The sequence below is a fragment of the Micromonospora arida genome, from assembly GCF_042873195.1.
Classification (GTDB): Bacteria; Actinomycetota; Actinomycetes; order Mycobacteriales; family Micromonosporaceae; genus Micromonospora; species Micromonospora arida.
This window is the reverse complement of sequence record NZ_JBIALC010000001.1, coordinates 168,418-187,845: the sequence shown is the minus strand read 5'-3', so window position 1 is coordinate 187,845 and position 19,428 is coordinate 168,418. Positions and strand designations below refer to the sequence as shown.

General features: G+C 69.6%; 19 protein-coding genes. 11 read left to right on the top strand and 8 right to left on the bottom strand.

The features are described 5' to 3' along the window. Window positions 1-25: 25 nt before the first annotated feature. From ACFYP0_RS00950 to ACFYP0_RS00935, 4 genes are all read left to right on the top strand, one after another. Window positions 26-1,597 (top strand): MFS transporter, encoded by a 1,572-nt coding sequence (locus tag ACFYP0_RS00950; protein WP_356980118.1) that lies wholly within the window; start codon window positions 26-28, stop codon window positions 1,595-1,597. 70 nt (window positions 1,598-1,667) lie between these two features. Next, on the top strand, window positions 1,668-2,651 hold the full coding sequence (locus tag ACFYP0_RS00945) for an Lrp/AsnC family transcriptional regulator (protein ID WP_356980116.1): 984 nt from the start codon (window positions 1,668-1,670) through the stop codon (window positions 2,649-2,651). Window positions 2,652-3,073: 422 nt separating this feature from the next. Then, a complete protein-coding gene (locus ACFYP0_RS00940; RefSeq protein ID WP_356980114.1) occupies window positions 3,074-4,261 on the top strand; it encodes a ThuA domain-containing protein in 1,188 nt (395 codons plus the stop codon). Between the two features lie 86 nt (window positions 4,262-4,347). Beyond that, the gene (locus ACFYP0_RS00935) at window positions 4,348-7,182 is read left to right on the top strand and encodes a PQQ-dependent sugar dehydrogenase (protein ID WP_356980112.1); all 2,835 of its coding nucleotides are present in this window, start codon (window positions 4,348-4,350) and stop codon (window positions 7,180-7,182) included. 47 nt (window positions 7,183-7,229) lie between these two features. Here ACFYP0_RS00935 and ACFYP0_RS00930 read toward each other — a convergent pair whose 3' ends face one another. Then, window positions 7,230-7,997, bottom strand: a complete 768-nt coding sequence (locus ACFYP0_RS00930) for a helix-turn-helix domain-containing protein (RefSeq protein WP_356980110.1) — start codon at window positions 7,995-7,997, stop codon at window positions 7,230-7,232. Between the two features lie 81 nt (window positions 7,998-8,078). Between ACFYP0_RS00930 and ACFYP0_RS00925 the strand changes: the two genes are divergently transcribed. Beyond that, a complete protein-coding gene (locus tag ACFYP0_RS00925; protein WP_356980108.1) occupies window positions 8,079-8,465 on the top strand; it encodes a nuclear transport factor 2 family protein in 387 nt (128 codons plus the stop codon). Here ACFYP0_RS00925 and ACFYP0_RS00920 read toward each other — a convergent pair. Next, the gene (locus ACFYP0_RS00920; protein WP_356980106.1) at window positions 8,462-9,406 is read right to left on the bottom strand and encodes an acyltransferase domain-containing protein; all 945 of its coding nucleotides are present in this window, start codon (window positions 9,404-9,406) and stop codon (window positions 8,462-8,464) included. The genes ACFYP0_RS00925 and ACFYP0_RS00920 overlap by 4 nt on opposite strands. A 29-nt stretch (window positions 9,407-9,435) precedes the next feature. Continuing rightward, window positions 9,436-10,020 carry a hypothetical protein gene (locus ACFYP0_RS00915; protein ID WP_356980104.1) on the bottom strand — a complete coding sequence of 195 codons (585 nt, stop codon included), beginning with the start codon at window positions 10,018-10,020 and terminating at the stop codon, window positions 9,436-9,438. A 171-nt stretch (window positions 10,021-10,191) separates the two neighbouring features. On the opposite strand from ACFYP0_RS00915, the gene ACFYP0_RS00910 reads away from it, so the two are divergent. Further along, window positions 10,192-11,220 (top strand): trypsin-like serine peptidase, encoded by a 1,029-nt coding sequence (locus ACFYP0_RS00910; protein WP_356980102.1) that lies wholly within the window; start codon window positions 10,192-10,194, stop codon window positions 11,218-11,220. Between the two features lie 139 nt (window positions 11,221-11,359). Here ACFYP0_RS00910 and ACFYP0_RS00905 read toward each other — a convergent pair whose 3' ends face one another. Then, window positions 11,360-12,220, bottom strand: coding sequence for an SDR family NAD(P)-dependent oxidoreductase (locus tag ACFYP0_RS00905; RefSeq protein ID WP_356980100.1), 861 nt, complete (start codon window positions 12,218-12,220; stop codon window positions 11,360-11,362). Between the two features lie 170 nt (window positions 12,221-12,390). Here ACFYP0_RS00905 and ACFYP0_RS00900 point away from each other — a divergent pair, with 170 nt between their 5' ends. Together ACFYP0_RS00900 and ACFYP0_RS00895 are read left to right on the top strand one after the other, a co-directional pair. Next, the gene (locus tag ACFYP0_RS00900) at window positions 12,391-13,305 is read left to right on the top strand and encodes a helix-turn-helix transcriptional regulator (protein ID WP_356980098.1); all 915 of its coding nucleotides are present in this window, start codon (window positions 12,391-12,393) and stop codon (window positions 13,303-13,305) included. A 59-nt stretch (window positions 13,306-13,364) separates the two neighbouring features. Then, entirely contained in the window at window positions 13,365-14,285 is a 921-nt protein-coding gene (locus ACFYP0_RS00895) for an NAD-dependent epimerase/dehydratase family protein (RefSeq protein ID WP_356980096.1), read from the top strand. A gap of 97 nt (window positions 14,286-14,382) precedes the next feature. On the opposite strand, the gene ACFYP0_RS00890 is transcribed toward ACFYP0_RS00895, so the two are convergent. From ACFYP0_RS00890 to ACFYP0_RS00880, 3 genes are all read right to left on the bottom strand, one after another. Next, entirely contained in the window at window positions 14,383-14,823 is a 441-nt protein-coding gene (locus ACFYP0_RS00890) for a VOC family protein (protein ID WP_356980094.1), read from the bottom strand. A gap of 119 nt (window positions 14,824-14,942) precedes the next feature. Next, window positions 14,943-15,668, bottom strand: coding sequence for an HAD family hydrolase (locus tag ACFYP0_RS00885; RefSeq protein WP_356980092.1), 726 nt, complete (start codon window positions 15,666-15,668; stop codon window positions 14,943-14,945). A gap of 93 nt (window positions 15,669-15,761) precedes the next feature. Further along, window positions 15,762-16,508, bottom strand: coding sequence for a DUF6193 family natural product biosynthesis protein (locus ACFYP0_RS00880; protein WP_356980090.1), 747 nt, complete (start codon window positions 16,506-16,508; stop codon window positions 15,762-15,764). A 106-nt stretch (window positions 16,509-16,614) separates the two neighbouring features. Here ACFYP0_RS00880 and ACFYP0_RS00875 point away from each other — a divergent pair, with 106 nt between their 5' ends. Further along, on the top strand, window positions 16,615-17,106 hold the full coding sequence (locus ACFYP0_RS00875) for a hypothetical protein (protein ID WP_124854685.1): 492 nt from the start codon (window positions 16,615-16,617) through the stop codon (window positions 17,104-17,106). On the opposite strand, the gene ACFYP0_RS00870 is transcribed toward ACFYP0_RS00875, so the two are convergent. Next, entirely contained in the window at window positions 17,103-17,315 is a 213-nt protein-coding gene (locus ACFYP0_RS00870) for a hypothetical protein (protein ID WP_124854684.1), read from the bottom strand. The genes ACFYP0_RS00875 and ACFYP0_RS00870 overlap by 4 nt on opposite strands. A 307-nt stretch (window positions 17,316-17,622) precedes the next feature. On the opposite strand from ACFYP0_RS00870, the gene ACFYP0_RS00865 reads away from it, so the two are divergent. Together ACFYP0_RS00865 and ACFYP0_RS00860 are read left to right on the top strand one after the other, a co-directional pair. Next, the gene (locus ACFYP0_RS00865; RefSeq protein WP_356980087.1) at window positions 17,623-18,798 is read left to right on the top strand and encodes a helix-turn-helix domain-containing protein; all 1,176 of its coding nucleotides are present in this window, start codon (window positions 17,623-17,625) and stop codon (window positions 18,796-18,798) included. Window positions 18,799-19,097: 299 nt separating this feature from the next. Continuing rightward, the gene (locus ACFYP0_RS00860; RefSeq protein WP_356980085.1) at window positions 19,098-19,304 is read left to right on the top strand and encodes a hypothetical protein; all 207 of its coding nucleotides are present in this window, start codon (window positions 19,098-19,100) and stop codon (window positions 19,302-19,304) included. The last annotated feature ends 124 nt before the right edge of the window (window positions 19,305-19,428 follow it).

Here is a 19,428-nt window from a genome sequence, read left to right as displayed (position 1 = left end):
TCCGCCGAAGAGGAGCTGTGCGCAGATGGCAACAACGGACAAGGCCTCGGGAGACCGGCTTGGGGCAACACTGGTCATGGCCTGCCTGGGGGTGTTCGTCGCATATCTGCCGGTGACGACAGTGTCGGTGAGCCTGCCGGCGATCCAACGAGGGCTGAACGCGTCGACCGCCGACCTGTCCTGGGTGTCGGACGCCTTCGTACTGCCGATGGCCGCCCTGATCCTGACCGCCGGCGTCTTCGGCGACGTGCACGGGCGCAAGAAAGTCTTCCAGGCCGGCCTGCTGTTCTGCGCCATCGGCGCGTCCGTCGCGCTGTCGGCACAGTCGATCGCGATGGTCTGGGTTGGCCAGGCGCTGGCCGGTGTGGGCGCGGCCGCTCTGCTGCCCGCCACGCTGGCGCTGATCAGCCACGCCGTGCCGGACCCGCGGAAGCGTGGCCGGTACATCAGCCTCTGGGCCACCTCCCTGATGCTCGCCCTCGCGCTGGGCCCACTCCTGGCCGGGGCGATCCTCGAGCACGCGTCCTGGCGGTGGATCTACCTGCCGGCCATCCCGCTGGCCCTGCTCACCGCCCTGATCGCCATTCCGCTGGTGACCGACTCGCGGGCGCCGGGAAGGCGGCACCTGGACTGGCCGGGACAGATCACGGCCGCCGTGGCCATCGTCGCTCTGGTCTTCGCCGTCATCGAGGGCGGCGCCGGCTCGTTCACCGACCCCGTCGTGCTCCTAGCGTTCGCCGTGGCCGCGCTCAGCCTCGCCTCGTTCGTCGTGATCGAGCGGCGGAGCGACTCGCCGATGCTGAGCCCCGCCCTGTTCGCCAGCCGCGGGTTCAACGCCACCGCCGTGATCGCCGCGGTCAGCTTCAAGGGCGTGATCGGCAGCATCTTCGTGCTCAGCCTCTACCTCGGCCTGGTCCAGCAGCTGTCGACCATGGAAGCGGCGCTGCGGCTGCTGACCAACACGGCGGTGCCGGTCGTCGTGGGGCCGTTGATCGGCCGCCTCATGCACCGCGTGCACGTGCGCTGGCTGCTCAGCGCCGGCCTGTTCATCGCGGCGATTGCCCTGTTCCTCCTCAGCACCGTCGATGCCGACACCTCGTTCGGGCAGCTGAGCTGGCGACTCGCGCTGTTCGGCCTGGGCCTCGGCGCGGTGCTGACCCCGATGACCGCCACCGCGGTGAGTTCCGTGCCGTTCCAGCTGGCCGGTATGGCCGCCGCGGGCAACAACGCGTTCCGCCAGGTCGGTGGCGCACTCGGCCCCGCGGTCCTGGGCGCCCTGCTGACCAGCAAGGCGGCCGGGTCGCTGCCGGGACACCTCACCGACGCCGGGGTCAACGGTGACCGCCAGCAGGCAGCGACCGCGGCGATGGACGACAGTGGCTTCCAGGCGGTCACCGCCGTCGACTACGGCGCTCAGCGGGACGTCGCTCTGAACGCCCTCGACAAGGCGTTCCTCGACGGCTTCCACCTGTCCCTGAGCGTGTCGGCCACGCTCATGCTCATCGCCGCCCTGGCCGCGGTCCTCCTGCTGGGCCAACCGCGCCCGGTAGGCGACCCACAGCCAGCGGCCCAGCGACTCGAATCCGTCCCGGCCTGACCTCGCCAACCGAAAGACGGTGGCGTCACCGGCTCCTACGCTGGTGACGCCGACGACGATCAGGAAGACCGTGACTCCTTCCCTGGACCAGCTCGACCTGCAACTGCTGCAGGCCCTGCAACTCGACGGTCGGGCCTCGTTCAGCCGGATCGCGGCCGCTCTCGGCGTCTCGGACCAGACCGTCGCCCGCCGTTTCCGCCGCCTGCAAACCCAGGCGGGTCTACGTGTGCTCGGCATGACCGACGAGAGCCGCGTCGGCCGCTCCAACTGGATCGTCCGGCTCCGGTGCACCCCGGACATGTCCGAACGGCTGGCCGACGCCCTCGCCCGCCGCCCGGACACCTCCTACGTCGCGCTGATTTCCGGCGGCAGTGAGGTGGTCTGCGAGATAAGGCCCCGCAGTCGCGCCGCCCGCGACGAACTGCTGCTGGGCCGGTTGCAGCGCACCCCACGGGTGATCGGGTTCAGCGCACACTGCCTGTTGCACCGCTTCTACGGCGGTCCCCTGCGCTGGCTGCAGAAGGCCAACGCCCTCAGCGCCGAGCAGGAGGCGGCGCTGCGCCCCGCGCCGCTGGAGGCAGCCGCCCCGGGCACCGTCACGGTCGACGACACCGACGAGGCGCTGCTCGCCGCGCTGTTCCGGGATGGCCGGACCAGCCTCGCCGACCTGCAGAGAGCGTGCGGCCAGTCCGAGGACGTGGTGCGGCGCCGTCTGGACCGGCTGCGCGGCGACGGCGTGCTCTACTTCGCCGTGCAGTATCTGCCGGAACACGTGGGCCGCGAGATCGGCGCGATGCTGTGGCTGACCGTGACGCCGTCCGCGCTGGCCGCGGTCGGGCATGCGCTCGCCGAGCACGCGGAGGTGGAGTTCGCGGCCGCGGCCACCGGCCCGACCAACATCATCGCTGCCGTCCGCTGCCGGGGCACCGAGGAGCTGTACACCTACCTGAACGACAAGATCGGCGCTCTGGACGGCATCCGCACCGTCGAGACCGCGCTGATGCTGCGCCAGATCAAACAGCTGACACTCGCGCCTGCGGCCGCACCGGGCTGAGGAGTCCTGGTGGCCCCGTCCAGTGGGTGGTAGCCGACGGGCGCGGGCTTGACGGAGCGCAGACATCGGAGGTTTACTGCGTCAGCGATGCATGTTGATGAGCGTCGATCGTCCAGATTGGTCGACGAGGTCGTCGTCGCTGCCATCGCGAACACGTCGTCGCCGTCGCGCCAGCCGTCTCCTGGCAGTGTCGGCACCGACGCGACGCTCCCCCCTCGGCGGGCGGGGAGCACTGCACGGCAACCCGCACTGCGCAGCGTCGCGCTCCCCCGCAGGACGATCCCCACCGGCACGGCACCACCCCGCACCATCTCAGCCGAGCATCGGCGGCCCGGCTCCGTACCACCGCCATCTCGACCCCGGCGAGCCCTCACAGCTCCGTGACGCGCGCCCGGGTCGACGCTCAGCAGAGGAGCAAGACCATGCGTTCCCGTCCCCGCCTGTTGGCACTCGTCACCGGCCTGGCCGTCATGCTGGCCAGCCTGGTCGCCCTGCCGACCCCCGCCTCGGCGGCACCCCTGACCAAGGTCCTGGTGTTCAGCAAGACCGCCGGCTTCCGGCACTCCTCCATCCCCAACGGCATCGCCGCGATCCAGCAGCTCGGCTCGGCCAACGGCTTCACCGTGACCTCGACCGAGGACGCCGCCCAGTTCACCACCTCCAACCTGGCCCAGTACCAGGCGGTGGTCTTCATGTCGACCACCGGCGACGTCCTCAACGCCAGCCAGCAGAGCGCGTTCGAGTCGTACATCGCCGCCGGTGGCGGCTACGTCGGCGTGCACGCCGCGGCCGACACCGAGTACAGCTGGCCGTGGTACGGCTCGCTGGTCGGAGCGTGGTTCGACTCGCACCCGGCGATCCAGAACGCCACCGTGAAGATCGAGGACCAGACCAACCCGTCGACCGCCCACCTCGGCACCACCTGGGTCCGCTCCGACGAGTGGTACAACTACCGCACCAACCCCCGGTCCAGCGCGCGGGTCCTGGCCAGCCTCGACGAGTCGTCCTACAGCGGCGGCAACATGGGCGGCGACCACCCGATCACCTGGTGCAAGGCGTACGGCGGCGGGCGTGCCTGGTACACGGGCCTCGGACACACCGAGGCGTCGTACACCGACCCGAACTTCACCCGCATGCTGCTCGGCGGCCTCCAGGTCGCCGCGGGCTCCGTGACGGCCGACTGCTCGCCGCGCACCACCACCCCGCCGCCCACCGCCAGCGGCTCGACCCTGCGGGCCCGCGCCAACAACCTGTACGTGAGCGCGCCCAACTCGACCACCGCGCTGATCGCCAACAAGACCTCCGTCGGCACCACCGAGCGGTTCGACCTGGTCAACCTCGCCAACGGCAACGTGGCGCTGCGCGCCAAGGGCAACGGGCAGTTCGTCGCGGCCGAGAACGCCGGGGCCGCCGCGCTGATCGCCAACCGGGCCACCGCAGGCGCCTGGGAGACGTTCCAGCTGGTCCGCAACTCCGACGGCACGGTGAGCCTGCGGGCCACGGTGAACAACCGCTACGTCGCCGCCGACAACGCGGGCGCGTCCCCGCTGATCGCCAACCGGACCTCCATCGGTCAGTGGGAGAAGTTCGACCTGGTCACCACCAACTGACCTGGTCCCCCCGCTCGCTCTCCACCACCACCTGGTCGTGGTGCGCCCCCGCGTGCCCGTCCCCCGGTCGTCGAGAAAGGACGATCATGCTCTCGTATCCCCGGCGCTGGCCCCGGGCGCTCTTCGCGGCGGTTCTCACCGTCGCAAGCGCGGCCCTCGCTGTGGCTGCACCGTCCACCGCGCAAGCTGCGGTGATTCCCGCCTCCGACTATCAGCAGGTCAAGCTCGCCACCGGCTCGGGCGAGCTGGGTGAGGCCATGTCCCTGGCCGTCCTGCCCAACCGCTCGGTGCTGCACACCGCCCGCAACGGTGTCCTACGGGTGACCGACGTGGCCGGCAACACCAAGGTCTCCGGCACCCTGTCGGTCTACACCCACGACGAGGAGGGGTTGCAGGGCGTCGCCGTCGACCCCAACTTCGCCAGCAACCGGTGGATCTACCTGTACTACTCCCCCACGCTGAGCACCCCGTCCGGGGACGCCCCGACCACCGGCTCGCAGTCCGACTGGGACCGGTGGAAGGGGCACCTGCGGCTGTCCCGGTTCACCCTCAACAGCGACGACACGCTCAACCTGGGCACCGAGAAGATCGTGCTCCAGGTCGCCAACGACCGTGGTCAGTGCTGCCACGTCGGCGGTGACCTGGATTTCGACGGTGCCGGCAACCTGTACCTGACCACCGGCGACGACACCAACCCGTTCGAGTCGTCCGGCTACGCGCCACTCGACGAGCGAACCAACCGCAACCCGCAGTTCGACGCCCAGCGCTCGGCGGGCAACACCAACGACCTGCGGGGCAAGCTGCTGCGGATCAAGCCGCAGGCGGACGGCACGTACACCATCCCGTCGGGCAACCTGTTCGCCCCCGGCACGGCCAACACCCGTCCGGAGATCTACGCGATGGGTCTGCGCAACCCGTTCCGGATGAGCGTCGACAAGGCCACCGGCGTCGTCTACCTCGGCGACTACGGCCCCGACGCCGGATCCACGAACTCCAGCCGTGGCCCGCAGGGTCAGGTGGAGTTCAACCGCATCGCGGCACCGGGTAACTACGGTTGGCCGTACTGCACGGGCAGCAACACCAGCACGGAAACATACAACGAATACACCTTCCCGTCCGGGCCGTCGCAGTCCAAGTACAACTGCACGGGCGGGCCGACCAACAACTCGTTCCGCAACACCGGCCTCGGCACGCTGCCGGCGGCGAAGCCGGCCTGGATCAAGTACGCGGGCGACTCCGGTTCGCCGTCGGAGTTCGGCAGCGGCTCGGAGTCGCCGATGGGTGGGCCGGTCTACCGGTACGACGCCTCGCTCAACTCCAGCATCAAGTTCCCGGCCTCGCTGAACGGTCAGTTCTTCGCCGGCGAGTACGGCCGCCGCTGGATCAAGGCCATCGCGGTCAACTCCGACGGCTCGCGCGGGGAGATCTCCAACTTCCCGTGGACCGGCACCCAGGTCATGGACATGGCCTTCGGCCCGGACGGCGCGTTGTACGTGCTGGACTACGGCACCGGCTCGAACAACCAGGCGCTCTTCCGGATCGAGTACATCGGTGGTGGCAACCGCAGCCCGATCGCGGTCGCCTCGGCGAACCCCACGTCGGGGGCGAACCCGCTGACGGTCAACTTCTCGTCGGCCGGCAGCTCCGACCCGGAGGGTGGGGCGCTCAGCTACCTGTGGACGTTCGGCGACGGCACCACGTCGACGGCGGCCAACCCCACCAAGACGTACACCACCAACGGCTCGTACAGCCCCACCCTGAAGGTCACCGACCCGACCGGCCTGTCCGGCACGGCGAGCCTGATCGTCACGGTGGGCAACACCGCGCCGACGGTGTCACTCACCGCCCCCACCGACGGGCAACTGTTCAACTTCGGTGACACGGTGCCGTACCAGATCTCGGTGAGCGACCCGCAGGACGGCACGATCGACTGCTCCAAGGTGAGCCTGACCTACGCGCTGGGCCACGACAGCCACGCCCACCAGATCACCTCGAAGACCGGGTGCAGTGGCTCGATCACCGTGCCGACCGACGGTGAGCACGACTCGGCCGCCAACATCTACGGGGTCTTCGACGCCGCGTACACCGACAACGGCGGGCTGACCACGCACAGCATCAAGACTTTGCAACCGAAGCACCGTCAGGGTGAGCACTTCGGCGGTCAGTCCGGCGTCCAGGCCACCGACCACACCAACGCCGAGGGTGGCCGCACGGCAGGGTTCATCGAGAACAACGACTGGATCTCCTACCAGCCGTACAACCTGGCCAACGCCAACCGCCTCACCGTGCGGGCGTCGTCGGCCGGCGCCGGTGGCACGATCGAGGTCCGGGCCGGGTCGGCCACCGGCACTCTGCTGGGCACCGTCACGGTGCCGGTCACCGGTAACTGGGAGACCTTCGTCGAGGCGTCCGGCACGATCAGCAACCCACCCACCGCGTCGACGACGCTGTACCTGGTGTTCAAGGGAGGGTCCGGCTACCTGTTCGATGTCGACGCGTTCACCTTCACCACCGGCACCGGTAGCAGCACGCCGGTGAGCACGCTGCGGGCACAGGTCAACAACCAGTACGTGTCGGCGGTCGGCACCACCGCGTTGATCGCCAACAAGGCAAGTGTCGGTGGCACGACCGAACAGTTCGACCGGGTGGACGCCGGCAACGGCGCCATCGCCCTGCGGTCGCGCGCCAACGGGCTCTACGTCTCGGCCACGAACGCGGGCGCCGCAGCGTTGGTCGCCAACGCCACGTCGATCGGATCGTGGGAGACGTTCCAGCTCATCACCAACTCGGATGGAACGGTGAGCCTGCGCGCCACGGTCAACAACCAGATCGTGTGCGCCGAGAACGCCGGGGCCGGATCCCTGATCGCCAACCGCACGTCGGTCGGGGCCTGGGAGAGGTTCATCCTGACCACCGGCTGACCGGGAATGTGCACGGGGCCCGGCCTGGTAACCGACCAGGCCGGGCCCTACCGCGTGAAGTAGGCGGCGCTTCCCGCGTCCGCCGGGTAGTAGGACTCGACCGCGATCTCCTCGATCGTGATGTCCATCGGGGTGCCGAACGTGGTGATGGTCGAGAACAGCCGCAGCTCGCGCCCGCCGACCCGAAGGATCATCGGCAGCACCACGTCGGCGTCGACCCGTTCGCTCGTCGGTTCCCCGGGCTGCGGGCTGAGCAGTTCCTGGTAGAGCGCGGCGAGCGCCGCGTCGGGAGCTGCGGCGAGCTGGCGCGAGATCCGGCTGCGGAACACCGCCCGCACGTCCGCCAGGTTGACGACCAGAGAAGCGAGCCCTCGCGGGTCCAGGCCGAGCCGGACCAGGTTCACCGGTGGTCGCAACAGGTCGGGGGCCACGTACGCGAAGAACGGGTCGACCGCGCGGTTGGTCATCAGAATGTTCCATTGGCGGTCGAAGACCAGCGCCGGATACGGCTCGTGCGCCTGGAGCACCCTGCGGACCGCGTCGAGGGCACCCGACAGGGCGGTGTCGTCGAGCGGACGCTGCGCGTACCGGGGCGCGAAGCCTGCGGCGAGCAACAGCTGGTTGCGGTCACGCAGTGGCACGTGAAGCTGGTCCGCGAGCCGGAGGATCATGTCGGCGCTCGGCGTGGACTTGCCGGTCTCGACCAGGCTGACGTGCCGAGCCGACACATCCGCGGCGATCGCCAGGTCGAGTTGGCTGAGCCCTCGGCGCTTGCGCCACTGCCGCAGGAGTTCCCCGACCGCATACACGATCATGAGCCTACTCATCGTCGCTCGGGACGCCATGAAGTGCGATGTCATCGACAAGCGCACGAGGCCGGGGAAACACTTGCGGCCATGACCACCGAGAACAAGAGCATCGTGGGGCGGGCGTTGGCGGGGCTTGTCGACACCGGCGACGTCGACACGCTCGCCTCGTACCTGAGTGAGGACTTCACCCATCACCGGTCGGATTCGACGACCTCGACCAGGGCGCAGTGGCTCGCCGCGGTCCGCGCCGCGCTGGGCCCGACCGCCGGCATGCGGGTCGACATCCTGCACCTGCTGGCCGACGGTGACCACGTCGTGGTGCACTCGCGACGCCGACTCCCCGATGGAGGGCCGGAGATCGTGGTCGTCGACGTCCTGCGAATCGCCGACGGGTTGATCGCGGAGGTGTGGGAAGTCATCGAGCCGGCGGCCCAGACCGCCGCCAACGACGCGTGGTGGGACGCGGATGCCTAGATCGGAAAGCGACCGTGGCGCCAGTGCCAGTGGCCTCCGGCCCGCAGGTGGTCGATGATCGCGCGCTGGAGCACCGTGCGGCGCGGCAGCTCGTCGAGCGGCGTGGTCAGGGTCCGGAACCCGAACCGCAGCACCTCGACGTCGGCGTCCGGCCCCGCCGACTCGTCGTAGGGCTCCAGCTCGAACCGGCGTTGGAACCGCACGATGTTGGAGTCCTCGGGAAGGTACTCCCGCAGCTGGGGGTCGAGCAGCCACGAGGCGCAGGAGAACGCGGTGTACTGCTCATCGGGGAAGTGTCGGGGGAAGAACGCGCGGGCCTCGTCGAGCGACGCCTCGATCGCCGTCGGGGTCAACGGCCCCGACTCGGGGACGTGCAGGCCGATCGCGCCGTCGCCACGCTGGTGCTGGAGCCGGCCCAGCTCGTAGACGCTGCCGCGCCAGTGCAGCGTCAGCCAGCTCTGCATGATCGGCCAGCCCTCGCCGCGCATCCGTCGGTCGATGGCGAGGTTGCGGCCCAGGTCAGCCAGGGTCACCCAGGTCACGGCATCGGCGATGCCGTGGTCGCGGTGGTACCCGCGCACGACGTCGACCAGTGCCAGGTACGCGTACACGTAGAGATGGCGCCAGGCAGGCCCGCGCTCTCGCGGCAGCTCCGGGCCGGGCGACAGCCAGTCGTAACCCGCGAGGTCGGCGCGGACCATGGCGATCGAGCGGTCGAGCAGCCAGCGCAGCTCCGGGGTCCACAGCGGAGAGTCGGGGTCCGGCCAACCCGCGATGATCTCCGCGGCATCGTCCGGCTGCACGGCGAGCCGGTCGAGGATCGCGGGTGCGTCGGCCTTGGCTGGCAACGGCGCTGACGGCCCGTCACCGGCGAGCCGGTGCACGCGGTCGACCTCCTCGACGGGCACCCCGAGTCGAGCCGCGATGTCGTCCAGATCCACGCCGACGACCCTACCGGCCGGCGGGCATTTCAGGAGTCCGCCGGCACCCCGGCGTCGAGCTGCCCGATCATCGGCGCGAGAAGGTCGTTGAGCTCCCGGGCCAACACCGCCACCGCGCGGCGCGCCGCCGCGGCGACCTCGTCGTCCGGACCGGCGGGCGTCGGCGGCAGGTCGTCGAGCGGGACCGGCGCCTCCACCTGAAGCAACGCGCGCAGATGCGGGCGGCGCGTCTGGTCCTCCTCCGTGGGTGTGGTGAACTGGCCGAACAGCTGGGGCCAGTCCTGCCAACCACGGTCGCGCTGCCACTGCTTGGTCCAGGTCAGCTCGGCCGGCCAGCGGGAGGCCACTGTCACCGCGCAGACCAGGCTGCCGTCCCAAGGGCTGCGCGCGCAGGTCGCCGAGATGATCCGCCGGTGCCAGCGCACGAAGCCCGGCGACAGTTCGGTGGCCAACCGCCAGGCGGTCACCGCGAACGCCACGGGCGCGAAGTCACCCCAGGTGTCGGCGAACTCGTCGATCCGACGAAACACCTCGGCCTCGTACCGGCCGCGCCCGTCGGTGCCGTGCTCACGGTCGAACTGCTCGTCCAGCCAGAAGGCGCGCGGATCCGGCATCCTCAACCCCCGCTTATGAGAAGTTCTCGGACACACGGTGGTGCATCTCGCAGTCAGGCAACCGTCACTGACCGTATACGACACGCCCACTGTAGACCCTCCGCCCGAGCTTAACGTCTGCGGGAGGACGTCGGAGCGTATCGGCTCCGACCATCAGCTTCGGGAGGCTCCGTGCGTAGGCGACTCGGATTCATCACGGTGGGCGGCATGGTGCTGGCCGCTCTCACCGTCGCGCAGCCGCCGGCCCAGGCGGGCGCGACCGCTGCCGCCGGGTCCGCGACCGTGGCCGAAGCGCAAGCCACCATCCACGGGCGGCCGTCCACCGACGCCGACACCGCGGCGAGGTTGAGCACCGCCTACTGGACGCCGGAACGAATGCGAGCGGCACGACCCGCCCCCATGCCGGACGGGGTCGACGCACCCGACGGGGAGGCTGTCGACCGCCCCGGCCGAATCGGCGCTCCCCGCGACGTGGCAGCGCCTGCGGCACCACGGTCCTCGGCCGCCACCCTGAGCGCGGCCCCGGCGGGCAGGGGCCAGGGAACCCAGGCGGTGAACGCCTCGCCCGGCGTCGGTCGGGTCTTCTTCACCCACAACAATGAGGACTTCTTCTGCTCCGGCGGCACCATCAACAACCCCCAGGCGAACATGGTGTCCACCGCTGGTCACTGCGTACACCCGGGTGACGGCGGATCGGTCTGGTTCGACAACTGGGTGTACGCGCCGGAGTTCACCGAGGGCGTACCGCTGCACGGCCTGTGGTCGGCCAAGGAGTTCACCTCGGTCGAGGGTTGGGTCGACTGGGGCTACCTCTGGTGGGACTTCGCCTTCGTCACGATGCACCCCCTCAGCGGTGACCGGCTCGTGCATGTCACCGGCGGGCAGGGGCTCAGCGTCAACAAGTCCAAGTCGTTCTCCACGATGCTGCTCGGCTACCCGGGCGAGCCGCCGTTCGACGGGCAGTCGCAGTACTACTCCTCCGGCACCACAAAGGCCGCCGGGACTCAGCGCGTCAAGTTGAAGGACTGCCCGCTCAACCGGGGCGCCAGCGGAGGGCCGTTCCTGCGCGCTTGGGACAACGACCTCCGGTTCGGGTACGTCAACTCTGTGATGTCCTACAAGTTCTCCGGCAACATGTACGGCCCCTACTTCGACGACGACGTCCTGGACATCTACACCGTCGCGAAGAACAAGCAGTGACCGGCCGGTCGTGCTGATCGCCAACGGGACGTCCATCAGTCAGTGGGAGAAGCTCGACCTCGTCACCGGCTGAACGGCGGCAGGCCCGGCCTGGACAGTGAGACCAGGCCGGGCAACGCCAGGAGGCAATGGAGAGCCCTCAGCTGTGCTGCGGGATGTCCGTCGTGTACGCCAGCTCGCGGCCCGCCTCCACGTCGGAGGTCAGTGCATCGATCCGGGCCTTGGCCAGCGAGTAGGAGTCCGAGCCGAGCAGTTGGTGCAGAGGGGCCTCACCCGAGACGGCCACCTCGATGATGGCGGTCGCGGCCCGGGCCGGGTCACCGAGCTGGGTGCCCGGCATCGCCAGGTGCGCCTCGGTCATCTCCCGGATCGACTCGTAGCCGGACACGGTGGTCGGCGGCAGGCCAAGGGAGTGCGTACGCAGAAAATCGGTCTGCATGTAGCCGGGCTCCACGAGGTTGACCCGCACGCCGAAGTCACCAACTTCCGCGGCCAGTGACTCGGTCAGCCCTTCCAGGGCGTACTTTCCGGCGCAGTAGAGACCCCAGCCCGGGAAGGAGGTCAGACCGAGGATCGAGGAGATGTTGATGATGTGACCGCTGCGCTGGGCGCGCAGGGACGGCAGCACCGCACGAAGTACGTTCCAGAGGCCAAAGATCTGCACGTCGAACATCTGCCGGGCGTCGGCGTCGGTGACCTCCTCGATGGCGGCGAGGAAGCCGTAGCCGGCGTTGTTCACGACCACGTCGATCGCGCCGAAACGGTCGGTGGTGGAGCGGATCGCGGCCGCGACCGCCGGCTCGTCCGCGAGGTTCAGCTCAAGGGGCAGCAGGCGGGCCTGGTCCACAGATCCCAGGGCCCCGTCGAGGCGCTCAGCCGACCTGGTCGTCGCCGCGACGTTGTCACCGCGCTCGAGGAGCTGCCTGACCAACTCCAGGCCGAGGCCCCGGGATGTGCCCGTGACGAACCAGGTGGCGGGTCCGGTGGTGGGGTACGACATCGTGTTCTCCTTGTGACTGGAGTGGCAGCGCTGTGCCCTGCCGGGAACGCGTTCCATGCTGCTGCCGGGCGGGCGGGCCGAACACCTCTGGCCAGGCCCAGCCGTACCTGGGAACGACATGCCCACCCAGCCCCTGGGCGCGGGCCGCCGCGCGCGCCATCATTGGCGACATGGTGCGACGCACAGAACTGGCCGGCTTCCTGCGGAAATGCCGGGCTGACACGACTCCGGAGGCAGCGGGAATCCTCCCGCTGCCGGGGCGACGCGTCCGCGGCCTGCGCCGGGAGGAGGTGGCTCAGCTCGCCGGGGTGAGCGTCGACTACTACACCCGACTCGAACAGGGTCGGCACAGCAGTCCGTCGGAGGCGGTCATCGACGCGTTGGGCCGTGTCTTCCACCTCGACGCGGCCGCCCGGGCTCACCTTGTCGACCTGGCCCGGCCGGCCCGGCACCGCACCGCGCAGGTGCCGGGCCAGCGGGTCCGGCCTGCGATGCACCAGATGATCGCCTCGATGGTCGACCACCCGGCCTTCATCGTCGGGCGCCGCACCGACATCCTCGCGTCGAACCTGCTGGCCCGCGCCCTCCTCACCAACTGGACCCAACTGCCACCCCGCGAGCGCAACTACACGCGCTGGGTCCTCCTCGACCCCGGCGCCCGCGAGGTCTACCCCGAATGGGCCACCGTGGCGGCTGACGTCGTCGGCACGCTGCGCCTCTACGCCGGCCGCAACCCCGACGACCCGCAGCTCAACGAACTCGTCGGCGAGCTGACCATCAAAAGCCCGCAGTTCCGTACGTGGTGGCACAACCACCGCGTGCACGAGCGCACCCACGGCACCAAGCACATGGTCCACCCCGCCGTGGGACCGATGACCATCCGATACGAGGCGCTGGCACTACCCGGCGACGACGACCAGACGCTCTTCATCTACACCACGGACCCCGGTAGCAGCTCCCACGACAACCTGCGCCTGCTCGCGCTCTGGGCGACACAGCAGCGGTACGCCCCCACGACCGGCGCATCCACGGCCGCTCCCGCCCGAATCGAGGACAGCCCGACCAGGTCTCCGGGCTCAGCCTGATTCCGACGGGCGTCGATCTCCCCTTGACAACGGGTGGTCTCCACGGTGGACGATTCAGCGTGCGAATTCTTGTGGTGGGTGGCAGCGGCCTGATCGGCGCTCACGTCGTGGACGTGCTCCGGGAACGTGGCCATGCCGCGACCACCGTGGCGCGTACCGCCCAGCCGGGCGTCGACCATCTGCTCGACGTCGGGTCCGCCTCGATCGAGGACCTGCGGCCGTTGCTCGCCGGTCACGACGGCGTCGTGTACGCCACCCGCACCGAGGAGCAACGGCCGCTGCCCAAGCCGATCTATCCCGAGTTCCGCCGCGACAACGTCGACCCGGTGGTACGCCTGTTCACCGCCGCCCGACTCGAAGGCCTCACCCGGGGCGTCGTGATGGGCTCCTACTACACCTACTTCGACCGGCTCCACCCGCAGTGGCGCCTCGCCGAACGGCACACGTACATCCGGTGCCGCCTGGAGCAGGCCCGGGAGGGGCGGGCTGCCGCCGGCGAGGGCCTGCCCGTCGCCGTACTCGAACTGCCCTTCGTCTTCGGCCGGGCCGGCGACCGACTGCCCAACTGGGCCGGTCCGCTGGACCGATGGGCACGCTCGCGTACCCCGCTGGTCGCCCCCACCGGTGGCAGCGCCGCGGCCTCCGCCCGCAGCGTGGCCGAGGTCGCGGTCGACGCCCTGGAGCAGGCCAGCGGCGCGGATATCCCGGTCGCCGACGAGAACCTCACCTGGCACGACATGATCGCGCGCATCGCCGACGCGGTCGGTCGGCCTCGCCGGGTCGCGCGGATGCCGTCCGGCGCCGCGAAGGCCGCGCTGCGACTGGGCGGCGCGCTACAGGCCCTCGGCCGCAAGGAGTCGGGGGTCAACCCCAGCTACCTCGCCGACCTCCTGCTCGCGGACCTGTTCATCGAACCGACGAGCGGTCGACCGCTGGACCCGGCCCTACGCGAAACCTTCCCGAGCGGCGCGGGGGCCTAGCGCACCCCAAGATCCGCACTACTTCAGGGATGTAGTGGTCTCCACCGCTCAGGAGGCCCCTATATCCGTGAAGTAGGGGGCCGACCCACGACCGCCGTCAGCGGAGCTGTTCGGCCAGGCCGACGATGATGCCCTCCGGGCCGCGGACGTAGCAGAGCCGGTAGATGTCCTCGAACCGCTCCACCTCACCGACGAGCTCGGCGCCGTGGCCGCGCAGCCGGGTGATCACGTCCTCGATGTCGTCGACGGCGAACATGACCCGCCGAATCCCCAACGTGTTCGCCGGCGCGTCCTTCGGCTCCGCGCTGATCGCCGCCGGTCGGTGGAACATCGCCAGCTCGACCTTGCCGTGGCCGTCCGGGGTTCGCAGCATCGCGACCTCCTGCCGGACGTCGTCGATCCCGATGACCCGCTCCACCCACCGTCCCTCGACCGGCCCTCGCCCCTCCAACTCCATGCCGAGTTCGACGAAGAACGCGATGACCGCGTCGAGGTCCTCGACAACGATGAGGACGTTGTCCATCCGCTGGATCGCCATGCTGGATCTCCCTGCTCTGGTGCGCTCACAGTGACCGCATCCTCCCCGAGGACGGAGCCACTCGGCGGTTCTCGACATTCAGAACGGGCTGTCTGCCGCGTCGTACTGGCAACCAGAGGTCATTGCCGTTGCTTCACGCTGTCCCTGTGCCCCGGGTGTGCCGCGGACGGCCCGATGGCCGTGAACGGCTCTCGAAGTTTGGCGGGCAGGTCGCCCAAGGTGGCGAAAAACGGCCCGCCCCAGCTCGGGTCGGTGTCGTTGTGCTCGGTGGTCCGGAAGACGGTCATACCGACCGCTGCCGCCCCCGCCAGCTCACCGTCTGCACCGTCGCCAACAAAGACACACTCCGCCGGCCCAACGCCCAGGCGCTCGGCAGCAAGGTGATAGATCGCCGGGTCGGGCTTGGCCAGCCCGACATCGCAGGAGAAGACCGCGACATCGAACCGTTGGGCGAGCGGACTCTGCGGCCATGCCTGGGCAGTTTCCGAGGTGGCGTTGCTGATGAGGGCCAACGGATGCCCGTCGCCGCGAAGCGCGTCGAGCACGTCCACGGTGGCGGTCGAGACGCTGTCCAGTACCCGGCGCGCAAGGGCTCGCCGATGCTCACCGGCCCGTGTCACCTGTTCGTCGGTTGGTGTGCCGCCGAGGCGTCCGGCGAGGATGCGGATGGTCTCCTCCACGTCCCACCGGACCAGCCGGTCCCGCCAGGTGGCGTGGTACGCGGCGACCAACTCGGCCGGAGCCACCCCGACCATGACCGCCATCTCGCCGACTACCCGGTCACGCTCCTCGTCGGCCCCCTGAACCAGGGTGTGAAAGAGGTCGAAAACCACTGGTCGAGACATCTCAGCATCCTACTGAGATCGTCACCGCAGTCACCTTGCACGCCAGCCTCCGGCGTCACTTCGTACGGCAGACGAGGGCAAGGTTGGCATGGCCTAGCGGCGCTGTCCCTCGTATCGCCCAGCGACAGCCGGGCCCAGGTCGGCCGGGAGGTGGGCGACGGCCAGCGCCACTGCCTCCGTGGCGGTCGCGGTCTCGCCGAGCACCTCACGCCGTCCCCAGACCCGGAAGTTTGAGGGCGAACCATGCGCGCTGAGACTGACCGGGCTCGGCGAGAACGGATATCCCGTGGTGGTGGAGAAGTTCAAGACGGAGTGACTCGTGTACGGGTACAGCTGCCGTAGCCTCGGCTCGTTGTGGGCCGCCTCGATCAGCGCCCTGTGGTTTGGCCCATCGGTCTCTGTGGTGCTCTGTCTGAGCCACTGCCATTCGGCCGCCACCACGCCCGCCGGGCCTTGCTCGACGACCTCGCCTCGGCGAGTCAGCACGACGAATGGCACCGAACGCCTGATGTCGTGCAATGGCATGCCGGAACGCCAGTTGTGCGCCGCTCGGACGACCTCGACCAGGTCACCGGTGGTGCCAGCGATCAACTGGATTCCCTGCCCCCATCCTTCGATTCTGAAGCGGCGTTCATCGGTGCTCGCACTAACCGTGAGATCGTCACGAACCGAAGACCCACTGGGGACACTCGCCCACGTCAGGGGCGAGGACCATTCCAATGTTCGGGCCGATCCGAGTGAGAGGCCATGATCAGCGGCGACGGCGTCGAGGGCGGCGGCAAGGCTGCCTGCGGCCGCCACCTCGGGGTACAGGTCTTCCACGGTGGGATCGCTGAGCATGCGAGCATTCTGCCGCAACCCGGTGCCAGCAGCCGTCCGTGCGTCCAGGGCCGATTGGCGCGAACACCGGCGGACGATGCGGACGACCTCTGGGACCCTTGCCGACGTGGACGAGACGCTCAACGTGCTGGGCCTGGCAGAACGCACCCACGAGCTGCTCATGCCCCGGGCCGCCGCGCGCTGGCCCAAGGACCGTCCCCGCCCAACACTGACCGTGTTCGAACTGCTGATCGATGGAACTCCGTTCCTCGACATGGTTCACGCGCGACGACCCGGCTACTCACTCCGCTCACCGCTCTGGGTCGGCTATCCGCGAATCCTGCAATCCCATGCCCGGGCACTGCTCGGCGAAGCGCCGTCGGACCTGGCCGCCGATGATCCGCCAGATCATGTCGCGCTACTCATGTGCCCCAGTTGCGGCACCGGGGGCTGCGGCGTGCTGTCTGCCCGGCTGCTGCGACGAAGCGGCCGCGTGCAGTGGACCGACATCGGTCGCCAGGTGCCCGACCTGGGAGATCTCGGTACGTTGACGTTCGATGCCGACCAGTACGCCGCAACCCTGAGGCCCCTGGCCGAGCTGCTGCCCTGCGGTGACTAGTCCCGGTCCCACTCCGTCGAAGCGCTGAGCACCAGCGGGATCGTGTCGACCAGCTCTTGCGGTCCGTCGATCTGCCACGCACGTACACAACAGCCGCAGCCGGTCTCCGTTATTGAGGTCAACGACTCGCGATATCGCGCGATCCAGGCTTCGGCGTCGGCCACCTCGCCGGGGATGTCCACGCGGGCCATCATGCTGAATCGGGACACGGCGACACCGTAGCGGGAACTTCAGGCCCCCGCGCACTACCAGTGCCGGTGCCCGTGTGGGCCGGCGACCCCTCGACCTCCAGGCGGCAATTGCTGCGCGCCTACCTGCTGCCCTGTCAAGCTTTGGCTCCGCGGCGACAGGCGCATCCGCCGTCTGGCGGTCAAAGCATCAGGGTGAGCCCTTCCTCAGCCGCCAGCAAGCAATGGGTGACCAGTCACGACACTGCGGGTAGCGTGGCCCACGGTGGTGCCGCCGGTTGTAGCGGTCGGCGGCCCACCACCCAGACCGCTACCTGGGAGCACAGCGATGACGTCCCACGTCGACCCGCGCTTCGGTGCCGCGCTCCGGCAGCTCCGTGAGCAATCCGGCCTGTCCCTGCGGGCACTCGCGCAACTCACTCACCGGGGTAAGAGTCACCTTCACGAACTCGAAATCGGCAGCAAAGCGCCCACCGTCGACACCGCCCAACACCTCGACCAGGTGCTCAACGCCGGTGGCGCCCTCGCCCGGCTGGTCACCGCGCCCATCGACCACGAAGTTGAAGCCGACGACCTGCTGCAACGCGTCGCCGCCAGCGACGTCAGCAACCACACCCTCACACGCATCGAACAAGGCGTCGACGACCTCGCCAGCCTGTACCCCACCACCGCCCCGGCCGACCTGCTGCCCATGGTGCGCCAACACCTCGCCCACGTCGGCAGGCTGCTCGCCGGACGGGTCACCCTCGCCCAACAGCGGCGCCTCGTCGTCGCCGGTGGGTGGTTGGCAGTACTGCGGGCCACGGTACACATCGACCTGCAACAGCCCGGCGCCGCCAGCGCCCACCTCACCGCCGCTTCCGGGCTCGCCGACCACGCCGACCACCCGGAGATCCTGGGCTGGTGCCTGGAAACCAGGGCGTGGGAGGTGCTGACCATCGGCGACTACCGGGGTGCCCTCCGCCTAGCGCAGCAGGCGCAGGAGGTGGCTCCCGTCGGTAGTTCCGCCCATATCCAGGCGACAGCGCAGGAGGCGCGGGCGTGGGCGCGGATGGGCGACGTCCGTAAGACACGCCGGACGTTGGACCGGGTGGAACGGTTGACCTCGAACCTGCCGGTACCGGAGAGGGCGGAGCACCACTACCGGTACGACCCGTCGAAGGCTCAGGCGTACATGGCCACCACGTTGGCGTGGGCGGGTGACCCGGGCGCGGAGCGGGTGGCCCGGCAGGTTCTGGCGCATTTGGATCCGCGCGGTGACGGTGGTGAACGGCCGCGACGGTCGGCGTCGGCTCGCCTCGACTTGGGGTTGGCGCTCGCCTCCTCCGGTCGCCCTGATGAGGCGTCCGCGTTCGCCGCCGAGGCGGTGGCGTCGGGGCGTGTGGTGCCGTCGAACTGGTGGCGGGCGCGGGAGGTGTTGCGCCGGGTGGAGCAGGCGGGCGCACCGGAGGCCGCCGACTTGCGGGACGTGTTGGAGCAGTTCAGGCCCACCGCTGGCAGATAGCGGACAGGTTTGGTGATCGGCGGACAGCCGCCGCCTTCAAGTCGTCGTTGACCGGCCGTAACGTCCCGTTCACGGGACGGCGGTGGCGAACATCCGAACCCGACGTGATGTGTGCGACGGTCGCCGCCGTTCCGCCGAGAGGCGGGGGCGTCCGTGCCGGGGATGACCGGGCGCCCCTCCAGCCACTGACGGAGGGGACAGCGTTGATGTCGGAGGTACCAACAACCGTTCGGGCGGGTAGCGCCCTTCACGCGGAACGGTCGGTGGCGGCACTGGACAGTCGACTGGGTGGTGCGCACATGCCCCGTCGGCCGCAGTGGGACTGTCAGGCGTGCGAGCAGCCTTGGCCGTGCGACCCGGCGCGGGTACGGCTGGCAGAGGAGTTCGGCGCCAACCGGGTCAACCTGTCCATGTACGTCAGTGGCCTGCTCGATGTGGCCTTGGAAGAGTTGCCGACCGCCCACACCGCCGACCTGTACGACAGGTTCGTGGCCTGGACTCGCTGACCGAAACGACGAAGACGCCGCGCCAGCCCAGTGAAGGACTGGCGGGGCGTCTCGTTGCGGCCTGCTGCTGGGGAAGGGCAGGCCGTCTCGTTACCGTTTCGACGGGAACAGCGACTGTTACGGG